The sequence below is a fragment of the Prosthecobacter sp. genome, from assembly GCF_044226605.1.
In the GTDB taxonomy this organism is placed as follows: domain Bacteria; phylum Verrucomicrobiota; class Verrucomicrobiia; order Verrucomicrobiales; family Verrucomicrobiaceae; genus Prosthecobacter.
Genome location: NZ_JBGAGS010000009.1, coordinates 62,531 through 81,884 on the forward strand (window position 1 = coordinate 62,531; position 19,354 = coordinate 81,884).

General features: G+C 62.5%; 18 protein-coding genes. 10 read left to right on the top strand and 8 right to left on the bottom strand.

Features of this window, described 5'->3' with window-relative positions; all coding sequences use genetic code 11:
* Positions 1 to 62 precede the first annotated feature (62 nt).
* Positions 63 to 2,855: a [protein-PII] uridylyltransferase gene (gene glnD / locus ACILSO_RS13745; RefSeq protein WP_395737994.1), complete on the bottom strand. Its 2,793-nt coding sequence runs from the start codon at positions 2,853 to 2,855 to the stop codon at positions 63 to 65.
* A 14-nt stretch (positions 2,856 to 2,869) separates the two neighbouring features.
* Positions 2,870 to 3,403: an adenine phosphoribosyltransferase gene (locus tag ACILSO_RS13750; RefSeq protein WP_395737995.1), complete on the bottom strand. Its 534-nt coding sequence runs from the start codon at positions 3,401 to 3,403 to the stop codon at positions 2,870 to 2,872.
* Between the two features lie 147 nt (positions 3,404 to 3,550).
* Here ACILSO_RS13750 and ACILSO_RS13755 point away from each other — a divergent pair, with 147 nt between their 5' ends.
* The 4 genes from ACILSO_RS13755 (at position 3,551) to hemC (ending at position 7,681) form a co-directional block, all read left to right on the top strand.
* Positions 3,551 to 4,606 (top strand): hypothetical protein, encoded by a 1,056-nt coding sequence (locus ACILSO_RS13755; RefSeq protein ID WP_395737996.1) that lies wholly within the window; start codon positions 3,551 to 3,553, stop codon positions 4,604 to 4,606.
* Positions 4,607 to 4,741: 135 nt separating this feature from the next.
* On the top strand, positions 4,742 to 5,521 hold the full coding sequence (ccsA, locus tag ACILSO_RS13760) for a cytochrome c biogenesis protein CcsA (protein ID WP_395737997.1): 780 nt from the start codon (positions 4,742 to 4,744) through the stop codon (positions 5,519 to 5,521).
* Positions 5,514 to 6,584 carry a glutamyl-tRNA reductase gene (gene hemA / locus ACILSO_RS13765; protein WP_395737998.1) on the top strand — a complete coding sequence of 357 codons (1,071 nt, stop codon included), beginning with the start codon at positions 5,514 to 5,516 and terminating at the stop codon, positions 6,582 to 6,584. Before ccsA ends, hemA begins: the two co-directional genes overlap by 8 nt.
* A 152-nt stretch (positions 6,585 to 6,736) precedes the next feature.
* Positions 6,737 to 7,681 (top strand): hydroxymethylbilane synthase, encoded by a 945-nt coding sequence (hemC, locus tag ACILSO_RS13770; RefSeq protein ID WP_395737999.1) that lies wholly within the window; start codon positions 6,737 to 6,739, stop codon positions 7,679 to 7,681.
* 14 nt (positions 7,682 to 7,695) lie between these two features.
* Here the strand turns inward: hemC and ACILSO_RS13775 are convergent, their stop codons facing one another.
* Complete coding sequence (locus tag ACILSO_RS13775; protein ID WP_395738000.1) at positions 7,696 to 8,223, bottom strand: hypothetical protein; 528 nt, start codon at positions 8,221 to 8,223, stop codon at positions 7,696 to 7,698.
* Between the two features lie 175 nt (positions 8,224 to 8,398).
* Here ACILSO_RS13775 and ACILSO_RS13780 point away from each other — a divergent pair, with 175 nt between their 5' ends.
* The gene (locus ACILSO_RS13780; protein ID WP_395738001.1) at positions 8,399 to 9,190 is read left to right on the top strand and encodes a hypothetical protein; all 792 of its coding nucleotides are present in this window, start codon (positions 8,399 to 8,401) and stop codon (positions 9,188 to 9,190) included.
* An 85-nt stretch (positions 9,191 to 9,275) separates the two neighbouring features.
* Positions 9,276 to 9,557, top strand: a complete 282-nt coding sequence (locus ACILSO_RS13785; RefSeq protein WP_395738002.1) for a hypothetical protein — start codon at positions 9,276 to 9,278, stop codon at positions 9,555 to 9,557.
* Between the two features lie 8 nt (positions 9,558 to 9,565).
* On the opposite strand, the gene ACILSO_RS13790 is transcribed toward ACILSO_RS13785, so the two are convergent.
* From ACILSO_RS13790 to ACILSO_RS13805, 4 genes are all read right to left on the bottom strand, one after another.
* The gene (locus ACILSO_RS13790) at positions 9,566 to 10,831 is read right to left on the bottom strand and encodes an RNA polymerase sigma factor (RefSeq protein ID WP_395738003.1); all 1,266 of its coding nucleotides are present in this window, start codon (positions 10,829 to 10,831) and stop codon (positions 9,566 to 9,568) included.
* 2 nt (positions 10,832 to 10,833) lie between these two features.
* Positions 10,834 to 11,196, bottom strand: a complete 363-nt coding sequence (locus ACILSO_RS13795; protein ID WP_395738004.1) for a YciI family protein — start codon at positions 11,194 to 11,196, stop codon at positions 10,834 to 10,836.
* A gap of 295 nt (positions 11,197 to 11,491) precedes the next feature.
* Positions 11,492 to 12,247 carry a DUF899 domain-containing protein gene (locus ACILSO_RS13800; RefSeq protein WP_395738005.1) on the bottom strand — a complete coding sequence of 252 codons (756 nt, stop codon included), beginning with the start codon at positions 12,245 to 12,247 and terminating at the stop codon, positions 11,492 to 11,494.
* A 161-nt stretch (positions 12,248 to 12,408) separates the two neighbouring features.
* A complete protein-coding gene (locus ACILSO_RS13805; protein WP_395738006.1) occupies positions 12,409 to 13,497 on the bottom strand; it encodes a substrate-binding domain-containing protein in 1,089 nt (362 codons plus the stop codon).
* Positions 13,498 to 13,592: 95 nt separating this feature from the next.
* On the opposite strand from ACILSO_RS13805, the gene ACILSO_RS13810 reads away from it, so the two are divergent.
* From ACILSO_RS13810 to ACILSO_RS13820, 3 genes are all read left to right on the top strand, one after another.
* Positions 13,593 to 15,173, top strand: coding sequence for a hypothetical protein (locus tag ACILSO_RS13810; RefSeq protein ID WP_395738007.1), 1,581 nt, complete (start codon positions 13,593 to 13,595; stop codon positions 15,171 to 15,173).
* 61 nt (positions 15,174 to 15,234) lie between these two features.
* A complete protein-coding gene (locus tag ACILSO_RS13815) occupies positions 15,235 to 16,602 on the top strand; it encodes an L-serine ammonia-lyase (protein ID WP_395738008.1) in 1,368 nt (455 codons plus the stop codon).
* 165 nt (positions 16,603 to 16,767) lie between these two features.
* Positions 16,768 to 16,923, top strand: coding sequence for a hypothetical protein (locus ACILSO_RS13820; protein WP_395738009.1), 156 nt, complete (start codon positions 16,768 to 16,770; stop codon positions 16,921 to 16,923).
* Positions 16,924 to 16,946: 23 nt separating this feature from the next.
* Here the strand turns inward: ACILSO_RS13820 and ACILSO_RS13825 are convergent, their stop codons facing one another.
* Positions 16,947 to 17,837: a helix-turn-helix domain-containing protein gene (locus ACILSO_RS13825; RefSeq protein ID WP_395738010.1), complete on the bottom strand. Its 891-nt coding sequence runs from the start codon at positions 17,835 to 17,837 to the stop codon at positions 16,947 to 16,949.
* Positions 17,838 to 17,939: 102 nt separating this feature from the next.
* Between ACILSO_RS13825 and ACILSO_RS13830 the strand changes: the two genes are divergently transcribed.
* A complete protein-coding gene (locus ACILSO_RS13830) occupies positions 17,940 to 19,340 on the top strand; it encodes a hypothetical protein (RefSeq protein ID WP_395738011.1) in 1,401 nt (466 codons plus the stop codon).
* Positions 19,341 to 19,354: the final 14 nt, after the last annotated feature.

Here is a 19,354-nt window from a genome sequence, read left to right on the forward strand (position 1 = left end):
CCGAACGATGCGAAGGGGCAAATGTATCAGCCCAGATGGCAAACGAGCGTGCTCTGGACGGTTTACCTGGCGGCCCGCAGGCGCAGATGCGCGGCGGTGGTCACGGCGGCGGCCAGCTCATCGAGCTGTTCGCGATCGGTGATTTTCCGGCTCTGCTCATCCTGCACATAAATAGCGTCGATGGCCACGCCCTTCTCCGTGCTGATGCGCGCATGGGTGACGTTGTGTCCGAGGCGGCCGATGGCCATGAAGATGTCATACAGCAGGCCGAGACGGTCCACGAGCTGAAGCTCCAGCACGGTCTGATCCGGCGAGAGGTTGTTGTTCACGTAGATGCGCTGCGGGATTTCCGCACCGATCTCATCCAGCATGGTGATGGACTTGCCGAGCTTCTGAAGGATGGCCTCCCCAAAGTCAAAGGTCTGCCCGCTGAAAGCTTTGCGCACGGACTCCTCCACGCGGTTCCGGGCGCTCTTGGTGGAGACGGCGGCGAAGTTGGTGTTGCAGACACGGAAGGTGTCCAGCACGAGGTGGTCGGCACGCTGGTAGAGATCTGCGCTGAGAATGCTGATGCTCTCCGCAGCCAGCGCTCCGGAAATGCGTGCGAGCAGGAGGTGCCGGTCCCAGCACACAACCGTGAGTTCGCTGTAGCCCTGGTCCACATGGTCCTCCCACACCATCACGGGCAGCAGCCCCGCGGCGGCTTCCTCGCGGATGAGCTGCTCAAAGAAGAGACGGAACTGCCGCAGGTGCGCGGCGATGAGCTCTGCCTCGCGGAAATTGAAGTACGAAGGCGGCATGTGGCGGAAGTGCGCCTCCACCTCGGCCTCGTAGCCGGAGCCAAGCCGCCGTGACACTTCCTTCTTCAGGTCCGCCAGCGGCATCTGCACATTGCGCATGAAATCCGCCGGTGCGTTCATGAACCGCAGCGCGCTGTGGTAAAGCTGGCGGATGGAGGCCTCCTTGTAGCCGGACCAGCTTTTGTCGCTGGTGCCCTTGGAGTCCGCGTAAGTCATGAGCAGGAGCGTGTCCAGATTCTCCTTCGTGCGCACGATGCCCACGAACTCCTCGATGACCTGCGGATCGTCCAGGCTCTTCGTCGTGGCGGTGCGGTACATCAGCAGATGGTTGTCCACCAGGAAGAGCAGCAGGCGGCGTCGCTCTCCCTTGACCTGCAGGCGGCGGGAGACGGCCGCGGCCAGCGTGGTGCTTTCGTCGCTGTGCGTCTTCTTGTTGGCCGCGCGGCCGGCATCGTGCAGCAGCAGGGCGAGATACAGCACGTAGGGCTGCTGCAGGTCGTGAAAGAGCTGCTGGAAAAGCTCCACACCTTTCAGGGTGGGATCGCTCAGTTCATCGAGCTTGTCGATGGTGCGCAGGGTATGCTCGTCCGCCGTATAGAGGTGGAAAAACTCATGCTGCACCAGGTTGGTCAGCGCGCCAAACTCCGGCATGTAGCGGCCCAGGAAGCCCACACGGTGCATCTGCCGCAGGGTGCGCGCGGCGTCTCCTTTGCTGGAAAGGATGGTCTCGAACGTTTCGCGGTTGGTCTTGCTGTAGCGGAAGCTCGTGTCCACCAGACGGAAGTTGTCCTGAATGAGCTGAAACAGATCGGGGCTGAGGCGCAGATGGCGCTTCTGCGTGTGCAGGAAGAGGCGCATGAGGCGCTCCGGGTCGTCCTTGAAAATCGTCGGGCCGTCCGCATACACGCGCTCGTGCCGGCGCTGGAAGCCATCAAAACTTTCCTGCTCCTTCTCCGCCTTCCGCCGCGCGATGAAGCCCATGAGCTTGTTCTGCGTGCGTGTCTCCAGCGCCTGGAGGTGGAAGCGGTCCATGACCTCGTTGCTGCGCTGCAAAATGTCCCGTGTGGCCGTGTAGTATTCGTGCATCAGCGCCTCGATCCGGCGCAGGATGCGCTTCGGCCGGTAGCCCAGATTGGTGGCCACGGGGCCCTGCAGGCGCAGCGTCAGCAGATCTTCGGCGCGCTTTTCCGTGTAGTGCATCTCATTGCGCACGCGCAGGATGAAGTCGTAGCCCTGCTCGACCTCCTTCCAGCCTTTCTTGGAGATCAGGCCCAGGTTCACCAGATCCTTCGGGTTCAGCGTGCGGTGGCGCGCATAGGTCATCCAGATGAGGTTCTGGTAGTCGCGCAGCCCTCCGCAGCCGTTCTTCACGTTCGGCTCCTGCACAAAGGGGGTGTTTTCGTACTTCGTGTGGCGCGCGTTCAGGTCCATCTGCCGCAGTTTCAGGAAATCCGCCTCCTGCCCGTCCATGCATTCCTTGTCAAAGCGGGCGCGGAACTCTTCAAAGGCCGCCTTCTGGCCGGTGATAAAGCGCGCCTCCATGAGCGCGGTCTTCGTTTCCATGCTCTCATTGGCCAGCTTGATGCACTCGCCAACGCAGCGGGAGCCATGGCCGACCTTGAGCTTCAGGTCGTAAAAATAGAGCAGGTAGTCGCGGATGAGCTGGACGACTTCATTGGAAACCCTGCCGCTGTTCCCCGGAAACATGAAGGTTAGGTCCACATCGCTCCCCGGGCTCATGACCCGCCGGCCATAGCCGCCATGGGCGATCACGCTCACATTCAGCTTCGCACGCACCGCCGGGTCCAGGGCGGCGAGACTTTCCTCCCACAGCGTACGCACCAGAAGGTCCATCACGTCTGAACGCATGCGGCAGATTTCCGCCCCTGTGAAGCTGCCCGAGCGGTGCCGCTGCTTGATGCGCTGCTCCTTGATCTTCAGGAAGCGTTTGGCCTGACGCAGCGTCTCGGTGCGTCCGCGCGGCAGCTTGTCTTCTGGGGGAAAGAATTTTTGCGCGCTCTTGTTCAGGTGCCGCAGGTATTCGCGTTCGGTCATCGCAGAAGGAGCGGTCAGTAGGTGATGAGGGCGTGCACCGGGCCGGCGGCAGCCACCTTTTCCCTGCCGCCGAGGAAGGCCAGTTCAATGAAAAAAGTGCTGCCCAGCACCTTGCCGCCAGCCTGCTCAATGAGGTGCAGCGCCGCCCCGGCCGTGCCTCCGGTGGCCAGCAGATCGTCCGCCAGCAGCACCGTTTCCCCCGGGGCAATGGCGTCCAGGTGCATCTCCACCGAGTTCGTGCCATACTCCAGAGCGTAATCAATGCCGCGCGTCTGCCAGGGCAGCTTGCCTTTTTTGCGAACGGGCACGAAACCCGCTCCAAGACGCTCCGCAATCAATGCTCCGAAAATGAAACCCCGTGCGTCGATGCCGACGACCTTGTCCACTTCCGTCAGGCCGGTGGCCTCGATCATGCCATCAATCGTCTGCGCCAGCAGCGTCGGATTGGCCAGCACCGGGGTGATGTCCTTGAAAAGGATGCCGGGGTTGGGGAAATCCGGCACGTCACGGATCGTGCGGCGGATGGTGTCGAGAATGTCGGGGGCCATGACCGCCGATCATGGAGGAGATGCGGGGATGCGCAAGCGCTCCCGTCCACGGCGGCTGATTTGCGAGTTAATTCATTGACGTGCGTTTGGCGCTAAACACCTTGAAAAACTTACCGCATGAGACGCATCTTCCTAATCTATGCAACCATGGCTGCATCAGCAACTCTGCCATGTGAGGCTGAAATCAGACTGCCCGCTTTGACTGCGGAGCTGCGTCCGCTGAATGAAAAGCCCACGCCAAGCATGGAAGATGCGCGGCAGACCATTCTGGCGCTGACCCAGGTGGCGGCCGCCAGCCCGGAGCCCGAGCGCCAGGCTGTGAACGATCTCATCAACCAGATCAAGCAGCCCTTTGTCGCTGAATTTGAATACCAGAGCTTGGTGCGCAGCGGCCCGCAGCACCAGGCCTCTCTGACTGAAGCACGCAAAAGCCTGGAGCGGCTGGAGAAAAACCCACCCCGCAGAGTGGGCGGGGCGGTGGACATCGGGCACAAAAGCTTGTACATGCAGCAGGCGCATGACAAGGCCGTCGCCGCCGAGCACGCTCTGGAGGAAATCAAACTCGGTGCCGGCAGGCTGGCCGGGCACCTGGCAACGACCAACAGCCTGGCTGCCGCGTACCTGCGGATGGGGCGGCAGGACATCGCCATCTCGCTGGCTTCCAGCCTGTTTTCCGTGGCGGAACGCCAGAACGTGAGCCTGGAGTTTGAGCCGGCGCTGTCTTACGCCTGGGTGCGCATGAAAAAACTCTCCGAAGTGGAGCGGGAGGTGGAACGCAACCGCTCAAGCAAGCTCCTGGCTCAGTACGTGGCCATTCATGAAGGGGCCAAGGCCATCAATGGCATGAGCGCAGACTACCTCTACAAATCTGCCAAAAACGGCGATCTGGTAGGGTCGATCGTCTCGTTTGCCATCCTGCGGGAGGGTCTGAAACAGCAGGCCCGGTTTGACCAGACCATCAACTTCTGCCTGGAAGTCGTCTTTTTTCAGCCGGAGCCCAGTGACTACGCCGCGAAAATGCGGATCGTCCTGGACAAGGTGCTCCAGCCCATTTCGGGGAAGTCCGCCGGCGAGCGTTTTGCCGAAAACATCGTGCACGACACTCTGGCTGCGGTGGACACGAAGTATGCGACGCCCGAAATCGTCAAAGGGATGATGACGATCCTTTCGGCCGGCCTTGAGGCGGTGAAGCAGGCGAGATAAGCGGTGCTCCTCGGACCGCCTCCCTGGCACGCATGACAAAATACGAGCACAACTGCACCAGAGCGACCCGCTGAGCCCAGCGTCTTCATCCTTGCAGAAACGGCGCAGGGCCGCGAGTATTCGCCCCCCGCCCAAATGCCAACCTCCCAGCAACTGCTACTCGCCGCCACAATCGTCTTTGTGGCCGCAATCGTGCAGGCGCTGCTGGCGCTGAGAGCGGGCGCGTGGAAGCAGGCCAGGGCTCAGTTTGTGCTGATCGCCCTGGGATTTGTGCTGCAGACCGGGTTCATCTTCCTGCGTGGCGAGGAGGTGCGGCAGTGCCCCCTGCGCAGCCTGCCGGACATCCTGGTCTTCATCGCCTGGAGCATTGTGCTGCTCTACTTCCTCGTCGGCTCCGGATTCCGCCTCTCGCTGCTGGGAGTCTTCACCGCGCCGCTCGTCACCCTCATGCAGGGAATGGCATTTATAAACGGCTTCGCACCCTATCCCCCGAAAGGGCCCATCAATGCACTGGTGGAGCTGCACATCGCCCTGGCTCTCATCTCCTATGCGGCCTTTGCTCTCGCCTGCATCACGGGGGTGATGTACCTCGTGCAGGAGCGCATGCTGAAGCGCCACCACATTGGCGGCCTGTTTTACCAGCTGCCGCCCATTCACGGACTGGCGCAGGCCATCCAGCGCCTCGTGCACCTGGGCCTGCTGCTGCTGAGCATCGCTCTGGGCATCTCCCTGGCCCTGCACCTGCCCATGACCAAGACCGGCCACGTCGTCTTTGCCTGGATCGTATGGGGTCTGTATGCCGTGTGCGCTTTCTTGATGTGGAAACACTTCACCTCCCCGCGCAGAACCGCGTGGCTGGCGGTCATCGGCTTCATTCTGCCGTTCATTTCTCTGTGGATCGTGACGCATGCCTGAGCCGACCGACAACCGCCCCAGCAGCGACCTCCTTTGTGTGGGACTGAACTACAAGACCACGCCGGTGGAGGTGCGCGAGCGCCTGGCCTTTCCCGAGGCCAGAGTGCCGGAGGCCGTGCAGCAGGTGAGCGGGCTGCCGGGCTTTGAGGAATGTGTGGTCCTGAGCACCTGCAACCGCGTGGAGCTCTACGCCACCCACGCCCTGCCCAGCGGCCAGGCCGGCCACGCCGCCCTGCGGGACTACCTCGTGCGCCGTTTTGAACTGCACCCCGAACACGCCGAGGCGCTGGTGCTCTACAATCTGGACTCCGCCGAAGCCGCCCGGCACCTCTTCCGCGTCGTCAGCGGGCTGGACTCCATGGTGCTGGGAGAAACGGAAATCTTCGGCCAAGTCAAGGCAGCGTACAAACTCGCTCTGGACACCGGCACCACCAGCCGCGCGCTCAACAAACTCTTTCAGCAGGCCTTCACCGTCGGCAAAAAAGTGCGCAATGAGACCACCATCCAGCGCGGCTCCACCAGCGTGGGCAGCGTCGCCGTGGACCTGGCGGAAAATGTGCACGATCTCAAGCAGTGCCGCGTCATGCTCGTGGGCGCCGGCGAGATGAGCCGCACCTGCGCGCAGAGCCTGCTCTCCCGCGGCGCCAAGAGCATCATCGTCTCCAACCGCAGCTATGACAAAGCCGTGGAGCTGGCCACCGAGATGAAGGGCACCGCGATGAAATTTGACGAATGGGAGCACGCCCTGCATGAGGTGGACGTCATCATCTCCAGCACCAGCGCCCCGCATTTCGTCATCAAGCCGGAGCAGATCGAGCAGGCGATGCGCAAGCGCCGCTGGGAGCCCCTCCTCATCATCGACATCGCCGTCCCCCGCGATGTGGACCCTGCGGTGAACGAAATCGAAGGCGTCTACCTCTACGACATCGACGGCCTCCAGGCCATTGCTGATGGCAACCGCCGCGAGCGCGAGCGCCAGCTCGCCTCCTGCGAGCACATCATCGAGGAGCAGCTCGCAAAATACGGCTATCTCAAACCCGGCGGCGGCCTCGTGCCCGCGTAATTCAGGCCGTATCACTATCTGCTCCGGGGTTTCGACGCCTCCAGCTCCAGACCGGGAGAAAGTCGAGCGCAGCATGACGCAAGTCCGGGCGCAAAGCTGAGAGAGCATCCCTTGCGTCCCGCCCCGGTCCGTGAAAAGCTGCACACCCCACCATGACCCCCGCAAAAATCATCCTCGGCACCCGCGGCAGCGAACTGGCCCTCACTCAGACCACCATGGTCACCGCCGCGCTGCAGTCCGCCCATCCGCAGCTCAGCATCGAGCGCCAGATCATCCAGACCAGCGGAGACAAACGCCAGGACCTCCGCTTCTCCGAATTCAGCGACGTCGCCCAGGTGGACAAAGGCATCTTCATCAAGGAGCTCGAAATCGCTCTCGCTGACAAGCAGATCGACGCCGCCGTGCACAGCCTCAAGGACGTGCCCAGCGACCTCGCCGCCGGATTCACCATCGCCGCCGTCCTGCCCCGCGCCGCCATCGAGGACGTGCTCGTCTCCGCGCATCCCTACACGCTGGAAACCCTCCCGCAGGGTGCCCGCGTCGGCACCAGCAGCGTTCGCCGCGCCGCGCAGCTCAAGTTTCTGCGCCCAGATGTGCAGATCGTGGAGATCCGCGGCAACGTCCCCACCCGCGTGAAGAAAGTGCTCGGCGAAAACGCCCTCGATGCCGTCCTGCTCGCCGCCGCCGGCCTGCTGCGCCTCGGCCTGCTGAATGCAAATCTCAGCCGCATCCACATCGACACCCACACCCTGTACGGACTCGTGCTCGATCCCGTGAAATTCCTCCCCGCCGCCGGTCAGGGTGCCATCGCCATCGAATGCCGCGCCGATGACCAGTCCACCATCGCCGCCATCCGCGCCCTCAACGACACCGAAACCGAAGCCCGCATCACCGCCGAGCGCGAATTCCTGAAGATCCTCGGCGCCGGCTGCCAGACCCCCGTTGGCGCACACAGCTGGATCACCGACGGCCAGTTGCACATGAGCGTGCGCGTCTTCAACGAAGCCGATCTCGCCCTGCCTCCCGTCGAGCGCGAGGCCAGCCGCCCCGTGGCTGAGGCCGCTCAGCTCGCAAAAGATCTGGCCGGCATGCTCTAGCTCTGGGTCCCCCTTTACTTGTCCAGCCCCACATCTTCCCCCGTGACGGTGATCCCCGCGGTGAACTGGTTCGGTCCATAGACGCCTCGTCCATTGCTCGTGCCCACAAGGGACGCGCCATAGCTGATGCCGATTGACTTGATCGTGCCGGTCACAAAAACCTTCCTGCCTTCACGGCATTTCAGGACCTTGTCCTTAAGGGTCGGCGGAACCTCGGCGATGACTTTCACATGGATTTGCTCGCCATTGGCTCGGACCACGCTTTTCTCGGGGTCGCCTGAAAGTGAGATCTGATTGTCCATGACGACCATGGCCTTGCCACTGCTGGTGAATTTCAAAGTCCACTTTTTGCCTTTTTCCTTGGCTTCCAGCAGCGCGGAAAGTTCCTTGGCCGTCTGGAACTTTTCCTTTTCGTCACGACTGTCGGCCAGTTTGCGCATCTGCTTGCCGGTGATGCCGTTGAAGAACTCCCCCAAAGGACGCACCGGCGCCGCTGCCTGGGCCAGCCCCTTCGTGGTGAGCAGCAGACAAGGAAGAATCATGAGTAAATATTTGTAAATCATCTCCGCGTTTTAAATAAAAGCCGGGCAGATCAGCAAGCCAAAACCGGCAGAGCATTTCGATCGTGAAAAATATGTCATCCGGATGCAGCACTTTGCGCATGTACGGGCTTTCATTTTCCAAGACCTCGTTCGTTTGCAGGCTGGTGCCTCCACCATGATCGCTTCATATGAAAGGAGATCGTCTCTACAGCTTCTGCTGCTGTGCGCCGTCGCAGCCTGCCTCTGCTCATGCCGGACGGCCAAAAGTGTCATCGTGGCTGTGGATGTGAGACCTTCAGCCTTTCTGACCCACGCGAAAGAGCTCAAGGAAGACCGCAAGCGCTCCCCCTTCATCAGCAACTGGTGGACACCAGACAAGAAGCTGCTGGCTGCCGCGGAGAAATGCCACAAGATCTACATCGCACCTGTCACGTTTGAACACATCCGTCCGAACAAAAATGTATTCGCTTATCTGGAGCACCCGAACTGGCGGCGTAAGCTCAAGCTCCCTTCGCTCGCGAAATACACCCAGAAAAAATTCGTCGAGTCTTTCCAGAAAGCCAAGGAGCCGCGCTACACCGTGGTGGATGCCGCGGCGCGAGATGCGCTGACGCTCGAGTTGTCCCTCCTTGAGTGGGGCCCCAACACCTACACCGGCATCATCGTGCGAGAGGCCGTGGACATGCTTACCTTCGACTTCGTGGGGGAGGTGGCCATGAAAAGCACGCGCGGATTCATCGCCCTGGAAGGCAGGCTGATCGAGCCGTGCTCACAGCAGCCCGTGTTTGAGTTCGCCGACAAGGAAGTGGGAAAGATCGTGGTCATCCTTCCCCTCCAGGACTTCTTCCCTTCCGGTCAGGCGCACTTCGCCATCAAGGAATGGGCCGCACAGCTGGAGAAAATGCTCCGCGCCAAACCCGGCGAAAAAGTCTCCGACAGCATCCCCGTGGTGCTTTGGAACTACTAGCCAAGGTGTGCAATCCGCTCCCTTATTTATAATCCGCCGTGATTCGCTGAATAGTTCCGCAGGCGCTGCGTCCGACATTGCACCTATGAAATCAAAACTGGTTCTTCTCTTCGCCGCCATCCTCACTCTGGGTTCCCTGAGTTCCTGCGTGGGCCCATACTACGGCGGCGGTTATGGCTACGGCTACGGCAGGTCCTACTATCGCCCTTACTACAGCAGCTTCGGGTACAACCGCTACAGTTACAACCGTTACAGCCCAGGCTATCGCTCTCCTTCCTACGGTTACGGCGGCCACCACTTCGGAGGCTACAGCGGGTACCACCACGGTGGCTTTGGCGGCAGCCATCATGGCGGCCACCATCGTTGAGGCAGCCCTCAGCCTTCGCATTCTTGAATCCGCCGCGAGATGAACTCGCGCTCCACGGGCAGCGTGGCCAGTTTGAGCGCCTGTTTGAAATGAGCCAGCGCGTCCTCTGTCTGGCCCAACTCGGCGGCGAAGGTGCCGCCGATGGCATGGTAGAGATGGGAGATCTCCAGCACGCTGCGCTGCTGGATGCTGTGCAGTGCATCGAGCCCCGCCTGCGGCCCATGCACACGCGCCACCGCCACGGAGCGGTTCATCGCCGTGACAGGCGAGCCAGTGATGGCCAGCAGCTGATCATATAGATGCAGAATGCGCCGCCAGTCCGTGGATGACGCATCCGCCGCTAGACAATGCGTGGCGGCGATGCTCGCCTCGATGTGATACACGCTGAGCACCCCGCCTTGGGAGGCCTGATGCAGGCACACGATGCCGCGCCGGATCATCGCCTGATCCCACGCCCGGCGGTCCTGCTCATGCAGCCGCAGCAGATGCCCCGCATCATCCGTGCGCGTGTGCAGGCGCGCAGCGTTGAGCAGCATCAGCGCCAGCAGGGCCAGCGCGCGCGGCTCCTGCGTGGCAGGATGTTCGGTGACCAGCGTGAGAAGCCGGATGGCCTCGTGGCACAGATCATCGCGCACCAGCCGGTCGCCGGTGGAGGCTTTGTAGCCTTCATTAAAAAGCAGGTAGAGCGTGTGCAGCACGCCGCTGAGCCGTGCGGAGAGCTCCGCCGGCTCTGGCACCACAAAGGGCAGCGCCAGCTCGCGGATGCGCTGCCTCGCGCGCACCAGTCGCTTCGCCACCGCAGCCTCGCTCGTGAGAAATGCGGCGGCGATCTCCCCGGGGCTGAAGCCGCACAGCGTGCGCAGCGCCAGCGCCGTCTGCGCATCCGTGGCCAGCTCGGGATGAAAGCAGACAAACATCAGGCGCAGCGTGTCGTCGGCAAAGGTTTCGTGCTTCATGTCTTCAGCCGGTGTGGAAAGCCACCGCTCCTGCTCCGCGGCGATGCCGTCCTGTTTTTCGTTCCAGCGCTGCTCCCGCTGCAGCGCATTCAGCGCGAGATTCTTCGCCACCTGCGTGAGCCACGCGGCGGGATTGTCAGGCACTCCCCGGTAGGACCATGTCTGCAGCGCGCGCAGCAGCGCCTCCTGCACCACATCCTCCGCCAGCTGCAGGCGGTGCGTGCCGAGATGCGCCGTGAGCGTGGCCACCACCTTCGCGCCTTCATGGCGGAAGAAGTGATCGGCCACCTCACCTGCACTGGTGCCCTGCTGGCTCATGATCAGTCACAAGCAGTGAGCGCGGCGATGCGGCGGACCTCCAGCCTGCCACCGTTGCCAAACATGGGGGACGATTCCGCAATCTTCACAGCCTCCTCCATCGACGCCACATTGAGGATGAAAAACCCGCCCACAGCCTCCTTGGATTCAGCGGCGATGCCATCAGACACCAGGCCCGGGCCAGACACGACTTTTCCTTCCGGCGTCAGCGGCTGTGCCGCGCTGAAGATGCCCTTCTTCGTGAGGCCGTCGATCCAGTCATAGACCTCCTTCATGTGGGCCTGCATTTCTTCGGGTGAGTGTCCGGCGCTGCAGGAGCCGCCGCGGACGAGAAACATGTATTGAGAGGTGGGTTCGGTTTTCATGGATTTGAATGAGTGGGGTGAAGTTTGAGTGTGGGTGAAGATTTGTGACGCAGATGTCTCAGCAGACGCCTCGCTGCGCAAAGGATCAAGGCGCTGATGCAAAGCAAGGTGAGGCAGCGCATGAGGATGTGGGCAGATGTGTAGGACATCGTGACGCCTGTGCCCAGCGCCACATACGCCGCCAGGCACATGGGACACTTCGGCATCAGGGCCAGCACCGTGCCCGGGACCAGCCAGCCAGCAACTCTTCTCACGCGCCCTGCAGGTCTCGTGCTTTGGCAGCAGCGTCGCGTGCTCATGCCTTGGCCTCCTCGGAGCGGCATCCGCATTTGGAAGTTGAGCCGGAATCATAGCGGTCGTGGTGGCGCACCCACTGCATCGTCCATTCCAGGCTGTCTTCGTCACGGCCTTTCGGCACTAGGTCGAGAATGCGGTACGTGCCCATCATCAGCTCCACACCACGGCCATACACGGAGTAGGTGTGGTAGACGGTGCCATCGGCCTCTTTTTGGAAAACGCTGATGCCAGGCGCCTCCGTGCTGCCAAAGGGCTGCTCGGTGTAGTTGTAGTCCACCTTGCCGCTCTCCACTTCCTTTTCAGTAAACGACACGTGGAAGTCGTGGTTGAAGTCGCTGCCATGGGAGGACACCCAGCCAAAGCTCCAGCCCATGCGCTTTTTGAAAACCTCGATCTCCGCCAACGGCGCGCGGGACACCGCCAGCATCGTCACATCCCGCGCCGCCAGGTGCGGCAGCATGCAGTCCGTGTGGTCCGCCATGTAGGAGCAGCTAGGGCAGCCTTCCTCCCATCCCGGCCCGAGCATGAAATGCTGGATCACCAGCTGGCTCTTTCCGCAGAAAAGATCCGCCAGCGAAACGCGGCCGCCGCTGCTTTCAAACTGATAGTCCTTGTCGATCTTCACCCACGGCAGGGCGCGGCGCTTGGCGCTGATCGCGTCCATCTGCCGGGTGAGCTGTTTTTCTTCCGCGAGGAGCGCCTTCCGGGCTTCAAGCCACTCGGCCTGCGTTGCAATCCTGTGTTTCGTTTTCATGGTCAATGGTGGTGGGGTGTAGGGTGTTGATGAGAATTCGTTTCTGCCTTCTTCCCGGTCTGCCGCAGCGTCCCGTTCAATGACACGACAAACGAACCCGCCCACCGAGGACAGGGCAGGACAAGATTTCTGAAAAAGTTTTCCAGAGGCTTGGGAACCGCCTACGGCACACGGCATGCCCGTGCGGTGGATTCTCCCTGCACAAAGGCGGGGGCGATGGTGGAGAAGCGCAGATCCGCGCGGCCCCGGGCCACGGCACGCACCCAGCGCACGACATTGGCGATGTGCGGCTGCACCGGCCATTCGAAATGCGCCAGGCCGATGCGGTAAAAGGCCTGCATGGGATCCGGCAGCAGATTGATGAGGGAGACATGCCGCGGCACAGCGAGGCCATGCTCTGCCAGAAACACAAGCCCCGGCCCCACACACTCGGGCTCCATGATGAGCAGGGCCGTGGGCGGCGTGGCAAAGAAGAGCGCACGCAGCAGCGCGTGCAGCCCGGCTGGCGTGTGCTCCCACTCCGGCACATGGTAGGCTGTGTCCGCGCGGATGCTGTGCGTGTGCAGCCGGTTCACGAAGGCTGCGGCGGCGTGGTTCAGCCGCGGGCTGCGCCACTTCGGCGGGCAGATGAGCACGATCTGGCGGTGGCCTTGTTTGACAAGATGATCCACGGCGGTCTCCATCGGTGCGGTGAGGTCCGTGCGCGATCCCGCAAGAGGCAGTCCTTCCGAGATGCCGCCGAGCGCAAACACCGGCATATCCAGCTCCACGGCCATTTCCAGCACATCACGATCCGCGGAGTAAATGATCCACGCATCCGCTTTGCATTCCTCCAAGTGGCGGCGAATGCGGGAGATCTTGCCGCCAAGCTGCAACGAACACTTTGGCGCGATGAAGCCCGCGTGCCCGAGTGATTCGATGGTCTGGCGGATGCCTGTGATCAGTTCATGCGTGTGTGCATTGTCCTCCTCCAGGGGACTGGGCAGCAGAATGCCGACGCGCAGCGTTTTCCGCACCGCACCGCGTCTCGTCGTGGCCACGCTGCGGCTTCTGCCCGCGCCCTCATGAATGACAAGCCCCTCCGCCTCCAAAAGACGCAGCGCCTCCAGCACCACATCCCGCGATACCCCGAACTCCGTCGCAAACTGCCGCACACCGGGCAGCAGCCCCTGCCAGCGCCCGCTGCGAAAGCCCTCCCGCAGGTGCCGGGCGGTGTGTTCGGCCAGAGTGGGGCGGGTGAGCGCTTGCATGATTCAGTCGGCGGTAACCGGCCGACTTTTTCGGCCAGCAGCGCGGTGAAGTCAATTTGCTGCTCACGTCTTCGCGGGAGCATGGTGCAGCACTTATGATTCGTTTTGCCACGCTTTCTCTCGGCCTGTCTGCGCTGCTGCTTTGCCAGCCGACCATGGCGCAGGCGCCTTCCAAGGAGGCCTCTGCGCAGGCCATCGCCCGGCATCCGGAACTGGGAAAAGTAGGCTCTCCCTTCAATGTCGAGTTCCTGCGCCGGCTCAAAATTCACTCCGCCGAAGATTCCAAATACCTCACGGACAAAAGCTGGCCCCTGAAGCTGGCGGACGAGGTGGCCAAAGTGATCGATACCTACGCGGCCAAGCCGGAGATCGAGTTCAAGGTGCTGCTCATCATCAAACGCATCAGCGACACCACGCACCCGCTGCTCCTGCCCGTGCGTGCTGAGATGACGGAGGAAGACGTGCAGGCCGCACGCCACTGTTTTGAAATTCAGACGCCGGACATGGTGCATGAGGCCACTCATGGAAAAGTGCGCTTCATCCCCACCGTCATTGTCTCTGACAAACCGCTGCGCTGCTTCAATCCCTCGCGCCGGGACAGCGCGGAGTACCTGGGCGAAGAAATGATCAACGAACTCGCTGCCGTAAGCAAGCCCGGCGAGTACGACAGCGTGGGCTACTACTTCCTGCACTATGACAGCGCCTCCGGCTACCTCGCACCACGTGCGGGCTATGGCGTCGGTGGGTACAATGGCAGCGCTGGCATCGGCATGTTTGCCATCAGCAGCGCGGGGCACATGAATCCTCGGGACGAGATCTTTGTGCACGAATGGATTCACGGCTTGGACGGCTACTACGGCGGGTTCAAGGACGTGCGCCTGCCAAAGGGCGCGCTGCATGGCGGCATCAATTACGATGCGCACTACGGCATCGCCAAAGTCTGGCGTCCGCAGGACACCTTCAAAGGCTATATGGCATGGTACAAGGACATCCTGAACGCCGAGGTGCCTGAGAGCGAAGGCTTCTCCGGCCACGGCAGCAAAGCATGGAAGCACGGCCCCATGCGCGAAGAAGGCCGCAAACGCGGACCCAAATTTCCCATCGTGGATCTGCCTGTCAGCGAATACCCGGAGTGGGTCTATGCACTGATGAAGGGAGACATTTCCAAAGCATCTCTCTTCCCGGTGGAAACCGCCGCCGCTGTAAAACCGGGTGCCATCACAGCCGGTCAAAAGCCTTGGTCCCTCGAAAGCTGGGCCAAGGCGGCCAGCACCACGGCGCGCTATGCGGAAAACGATGGCGGCATCCTCACTCTGGAATGCGAGCGCGGAGACCACGCCTCACTCCTGCAGGAGGCAGCAGTGCAGCCCTCCACCAATTACATCCTCACTGCCGAGGTGAAGACCACACGCGTGAAGATCGAGCAGGCCGGAGGAAAATTCACCGTGCTGCTGGAGGCCAATGGTTCACACACTTCCAAAGACCTTCTCGAAGCCACGGACTGGACCCCCGTGGTGCTGCCCTTCACCACCAAGCCCGACCAGAGCACCACCACACTGCGGCTCCAAATGGGCGGCCCCGGAAGCCTGTGCAGCGGCAAGGTGCAGTTCCGTCAGGTAAAGCTGCAAAAGGTCGGCTACCCCGCCACTCGCCTCCTCCGCACCGCAGCAAGATGACGCCGCATGGGCACCGCTTTTGCGGCTGTGACAATCCGCCATCTCCGCCTATCATTCCACCATGAGCCTCTCCGCCCTGGACCTCTACACCATCGGCGTCGGCCCCAGCAGTTCGCACACTGTGGGGCCCATGCGTGCGGCGCAAAAGTTTGCCGTCAAACTGGCAAGCACGGGAGTCTTGGAGCAAACGGCACGCGTGGAGTCCCATCTCTACGGCTCCCTCGCTCTCACAGGCAAAGGCCACGGCACCGACAAAGCCATCCTGCTCGGCCTCGAAGGTGAACTGCCGGAAAGCGTGGACGTGGACACAGCCGACGCACGAGTCGCCGCCATCCGCAGCAGCGCGCGGCTGCGCCTCGGCGGCACGCGCCAGATCGCCTTTGAGGAAAAGCAGGATCTGGTATTTCACCGCACCAAGCCCCTCCCCGCACACCCAAACGGCATGCGCTTCATCGCTTATGATGCGCAAGGCTCGGAGCTTCTGGCCCACACCTGCTACTCCATCGGCGGCGGCTTCGTGGTGGATGAAATCAAAGCCCCGCAGGAAGACAGCACACCGCCACCCTTCGCATTGCACACAGGCGATGCCCTGCTGCGCCTCGCCGCCGCGTCCGGCCTCAGCGTGAGCGAGATGGCGCTGCGCAATGAAAACACTCGGCGCCCCGAATCTGAAACCCGCGCCGCGCTGCTCCGCGTGTGGGAGGCCATGCAGCGCTGTGTGCAGCGCGGCTGCACCAGCCCCGGCATTCTGCCCGGCGGCCTGCGTGTGCAGCGTCGCGCTCCCGCCTTGTTCCATGAACTTTCCGCCCGCCCCGAAGCCGCGCTGAATGATCCCCTCTGCATCCTCGACTGGGTAAGCCTCTGGGCCATGGCCGTGAATGAAGAAAACGCCGCAGGCGGCCGCGTCGTCACCGCACCCACGAACGGCGCCGCGGGCATCCTTCCCGCCGTGCTGCATTACCTCGTGCGTGTGCAGCGCGTGGCAGACGACGACAAGATCGTGCGCTTTCTGCTCACCGCCGCCGCCATCGGCCTCATCTACAAACGCAATGCCTCCATCTCCGGCGCGGAGGTTGGCTGCCAGGGAGAAGTGGGCGTCGCCTGCTCCATGGCCGCGGGCGCTTTGTGCGAGGCCCTCGGCGGCAGCGTGCCGCAGGTGGAAAACGCCGCCGAGATCGCCATGGAGCACAATCTCGGCCTCACCTGCGACCCCATCGGCGGCCTCGTGCAAGTCCCATGCATCGAGCGCAACGCCATGGGCTCCGTGAAAGCCATCCACGCTGCCCGCCTGGCCCTGCGCGGAGACGGTACGCACCGTGTGTCGCTGGACAAAGTCATCGCCACCATGCGCCAGACCGGCGCGGACATGAGCACCAAGTACAAAGAAACCTCCCGCGGTGGTCTGGCGGTGAATGTTGCGGAGTGCTGAGACACGTTCGCGCTTGTGCCCATCCTGAGATGGATCATACACTTGCCGTCTCAACATGTCACCCAACCCGTCTGCGGAACCGTCCGCGCATCAGGTCTGCTCCAGTGGGCAGCAAAGCACAGCATCCTCCACACTCGCCCGCCATGAGTTCCCCGCGCAGAGGTCTTGAGCTACGAGCCTTCGTCCGTGGACTTCCAGCCGGAAGTGGTGGCGCGGGTGGACTGCGGTGAGTACTGGCGCGAGCGCGTGATGATCTCCACCACGCCGTGGTTCCGCATCCCGGCGTATGTGCTCATCCCGAAGCAGCTCAAGCACGTGTAGCAGCATGCAGGCACCCGTTTGCCTCACCCTGTCCGATGTTCGCCAGGGCTGCGGCCGGTGTATTTGCGGATGACCTGGCAGAAGTAGGCGTGGGAGGAAAAACCCGTGGCGTGCGCGATCTCCCTCACGCTGGGGGTGGCGTCTCCGGCCAGCAGCGCCAGAGCTTTGTCCACCCGCAGACGCAGCAGCCAGTCATTGGGGCTCATGCCAGTTTCCCGGCGGAAGGCGGCGTAGAAGCGCGAGCGGCTGCAGCCGATGGTCTCTGCCACGGCATCCATCTGCAGCGGCTTGTCAAAATGCAGCTCCAGATGCGCGATCGCGGCAGTGACGAGGCCCGCCTCCCGCCCGGAGCTGAGTCCTTCTCCGGCCTTCGCCGCCTCGATCAAAATCCCGGCGATCTGCAGGCGCAGTACGGCGGCTTCATCAGGCGCGGGCGCATGCTGCGGGTGCTGATGGATCATGCGGTGCAGCACTCTGGCGCGGCGGCGCAGCAGAGGCGTCATGGCACGCACCTCAGGCCGGGTGCCCCACAGCCGCGTCCGCAGCCAGTCCAGCTCGGCGCGGGTAAAAGGGCAGCCGCTGCGTGCGGCACCGTCTAGATCAATGGTGATGGAGCTATGCACCGTGGGGCTGCGCACGTCCCGCGCCGCGCGGTGCCGCAGCCCAGGGGGGACAATGAGGATGTGATCTCCAGTCAGCACGAGCCGCCTGCCGCCCCGAAATTCATACTCCGCCGCTCCGCGCAAAAACATCAGCACCTCCACGCCCTCATGGCTGTGCCAGTCGACCCGTTCCGCCAGAAAGCCCTCCGAGGCGGTGATGGACTGCAGCGCTGACCAGCCGGTCTCGCCGCCGGAAATCTGTCGCTCCCGCAGGGAGATGCGGGGCTGAGGCTTAGGTTTGTCGCGAGGCATGGCGTGTTTTAGAAATTGTCCAGACGATGATGTTGCAAGACAATCACGGAAGCAACGCGGGATCTTCTGTCGTACAGACATGTCGCTTGCGATCCCCCTCCGATGAAAAGCCAAACCACCTCCCATCTCCTCTGCGAAGCTGCCTGCCTCTTCCTCCTCTCAGCCTGGCCTTTCCTGGGGGCTGCCGCTTCTGCAGCCGAGCTGCAGGCTGGCTTTGCTCAGGTGGACATCACACCGCCCATCGGTGGCATCATCACGGGGCCCATGGGGCCGCTCAGCACCGCCACGGACGATCCCCTCAAAGCACGCGCCATGGTCGTCGCCAGCGGTGGCAAAAAGCTCGTCATCGTGGGCGTGGACCTCGTGAAGATCCGCCGCGATCTCTCGGACAAGGCGATCGAGCTGGTGATGCAGCAGACGGACATCACGCGCGAAGGCATCCTCATCTGCCCCAGTCACAACCACAGCGGCCCCCTCATTCCGGCAGATGGCGACAAAGCCACGGCTAACAAGACCTACATCGACACCCTCCCCAAGCTCATCTCAGACAGCATCCTGCAGGCCAACAAAGCACTGCAGCCCGCACGCATGTCCGTCGGCCGCTCCATCGTGCTCGAAGGCCACATCAATCGCCGCCTCATCTCCAAGTCCGACGGCCTCGTGCTCAACACCTGGCTGAAAAAACTCAACGACCTCAAGGAAGTGCCTCAAGTTCTTGGCAGCGAAAGCGTCATCGACCCCGAGCTGTGGCTGGTCCGCTTCGATTCGCCAGAAGGAAAGATGCTCGGCACGCTGATGAACTTCACCTGCCACCCCTGCCTGCATGACCGCATCAAAACACACACCTGGTCTGCCGATTATCCCGGCGTCATCGCAGACACTCTGGCAAAAGAATTCGGCCCGCAGGCCATCGGCGTCTTCATGCAGGGCGCTTCCGGCAACATCCAGCCGCCCGTGTGCTGGGCTCCCGACTGGAAGGAACGCGCTGCCGTCTTTGCCAATGCCGCAGTCGAGGCCGCCAAGACCGCTCTTCCGGTGGAATCTCCCGTCGTCGATTACATGCGGCGCGACATCGACGTGCCACGCTGCAACGCCGAAGCCCAGCGCCCCGAGGCGATCTCCCGGCTGGGCTGGCGGCCAGAGTCGTTTGAAGGCGCAAAGAAAACCGCCGAATCCATGCCGCGCCTCCTGAACGTGCCCGTGAGCGCCGCACGCATCGGCCCCTTTGCCATCGCCACCAATGCGGGAGAGCTTTTCGTGGAGTGGGGCATCTCCGTGAAGAAGCGCTCCCCCTTCCCACACACCGTCCTCAGCGAACTCACCAACCACTGGGTCGGCTACGAACCCACCGAAGCCGCCTTCAAGCACGAAGGCTACGAGACCCTGGCCGGAGCCAACTTCGTAGCCCTGGAAGGCATCCAGACTCTCACAGACACCGCCGTGGAGATGCTGGAAGAGCTATGGAAAAAAGCTCCGGAGAAGCCGCAGCCAGCATCCAAATAAGCGCCTGCAGTTAA

What these genes read in the sequence shown, in the direction of transcription:
- ccsA (WP_395737997.1), top strand. Translation starts at nt 4,742, where the DNA reads ATGCCAACCTCCCAGCAACTGCTACTCGCCGCCACAATCGTCTTTGTG.
- ACILSO_RS13805 (WP_395738006.1), bottom strand. Translation starts at nt 13,497, where the DNA reads ATGCAAGCGCTCACCCGCCCCACTCTGGCCGAACACACCGCCCGGCAC.
- ACILSO_RS13785 (WP_395738002.1), top strand. Translation starts at nt 9,276, where the DNA reads ATGAAATCAAAACTGGTTCTTCTCTTCGCCGCCATCCTCACTCTGGGT.
- ACILSO_RS13790 (WP_395738003.1), bottom strand. Translation starts at nt 10,831, where the DNA reads ATGAGCCAGCAGGGCACCAGTGCAGGTGAGGTGGCCGATCACTTCTTC.
- hemC (WP_395737999.1), top strand. Translation starts at nt 6,737, where the DNA reads ATGACCCCCGCAAAAATCATCCTCGGCACCCGCGGCAGCGAACTGGCC.
- ACILSO_RS13815 (WP_395738008.1), top strand. Translation starts at nt 15,235, where the DNA reads ATGAGCCTCTCCGCCCTGGACCTCTACACCATCGGCGTCGGCCCCAGC.
- glnD (WP_395737994.1), bottom strand. Translation starts at nt 2,855, where the DNA reads ATGACCGAACGCGAATACCTGCGGCACCTGAACAAGAGCGCGCAAAAA.
- ACILSO_RS13830 (WP_395738011.1), top strand. Translation starts at nt 17,940, where the DNA reads ATGAAAAGCCAAACCACCTCCCATCTCCTCTGCGAAGCTGCCTGCCTC.
- ACILSO_RS13795 (WP_395738004.1), bottom strand. Translation starts at nt 11,196, where the DNA reads ATGAAAACCGAACCCACCTCTCAATACATGTTTCTCGTCCGCGGCGGC.
- ACILSO_RS13800 (WP_395738005.1), bottom strand. Translation starts at nt 12,247, where the DNA reads ATGAAAACGAAACACAGGATTGCAACGCAGGCCGAGTGGCTTGAAGCC.
- ACILSO_RS13750 (WP_395737995.1), bottom strand. Translation starts at nt 3,403, where the DNA reads ATGGCCCCCGACATTCTCGACACCATCCGCCGCACGATCCGTGACGTG.
- ACILSO_RS13825 (WP_395738010.1), bottom strand. Translation starts at nt 17,837, where the DNA reads ATGCCTCGCGACAAACCTAAGCCTCAGCCCCGCATCTCCCTGCGGGAG.
- ACILSO_RS13810 (WP_395738007.1), top strand. Translation starts at nt 13,593, where the DNA reads ATGATTCGTTTTGCCACGCTTTCTCTCGGCCTGTCTGCGCTGCTGCTT.
- ACILSO_RS13775 (WP_395738000.1), bottom strand. Translation starts at nt 8,223, where the DNA reads ATGATTCTTCCTTGTCTGCTGCTCACCACGAAGGGGCTGGCCCAGGCA.
- ACILSO_RS13780 (WP_395738001.1), top strand. Translation starts at nt 8,399, where the DNA reads ATGATCGCTTCATATGAAAGGAGATCGTCTCTACAGCTTCTGCTGCTG.
- hemA (WP_395737998.1), top strand. Translation starts at nt 5,514, where the DNA reads ATGCCTGAGCCGACCGACAACCGCCCCAGCAGCGACCTCCTTTGTGTG.
- ACILSO_RS13755 (WP_395737996.1), top strand. Translation starts at nt 3,551, where the DNA reads ATGGCTGCATCAGCAACTCTGCCATGTGAGGCTGAAATCAGACTGCCC.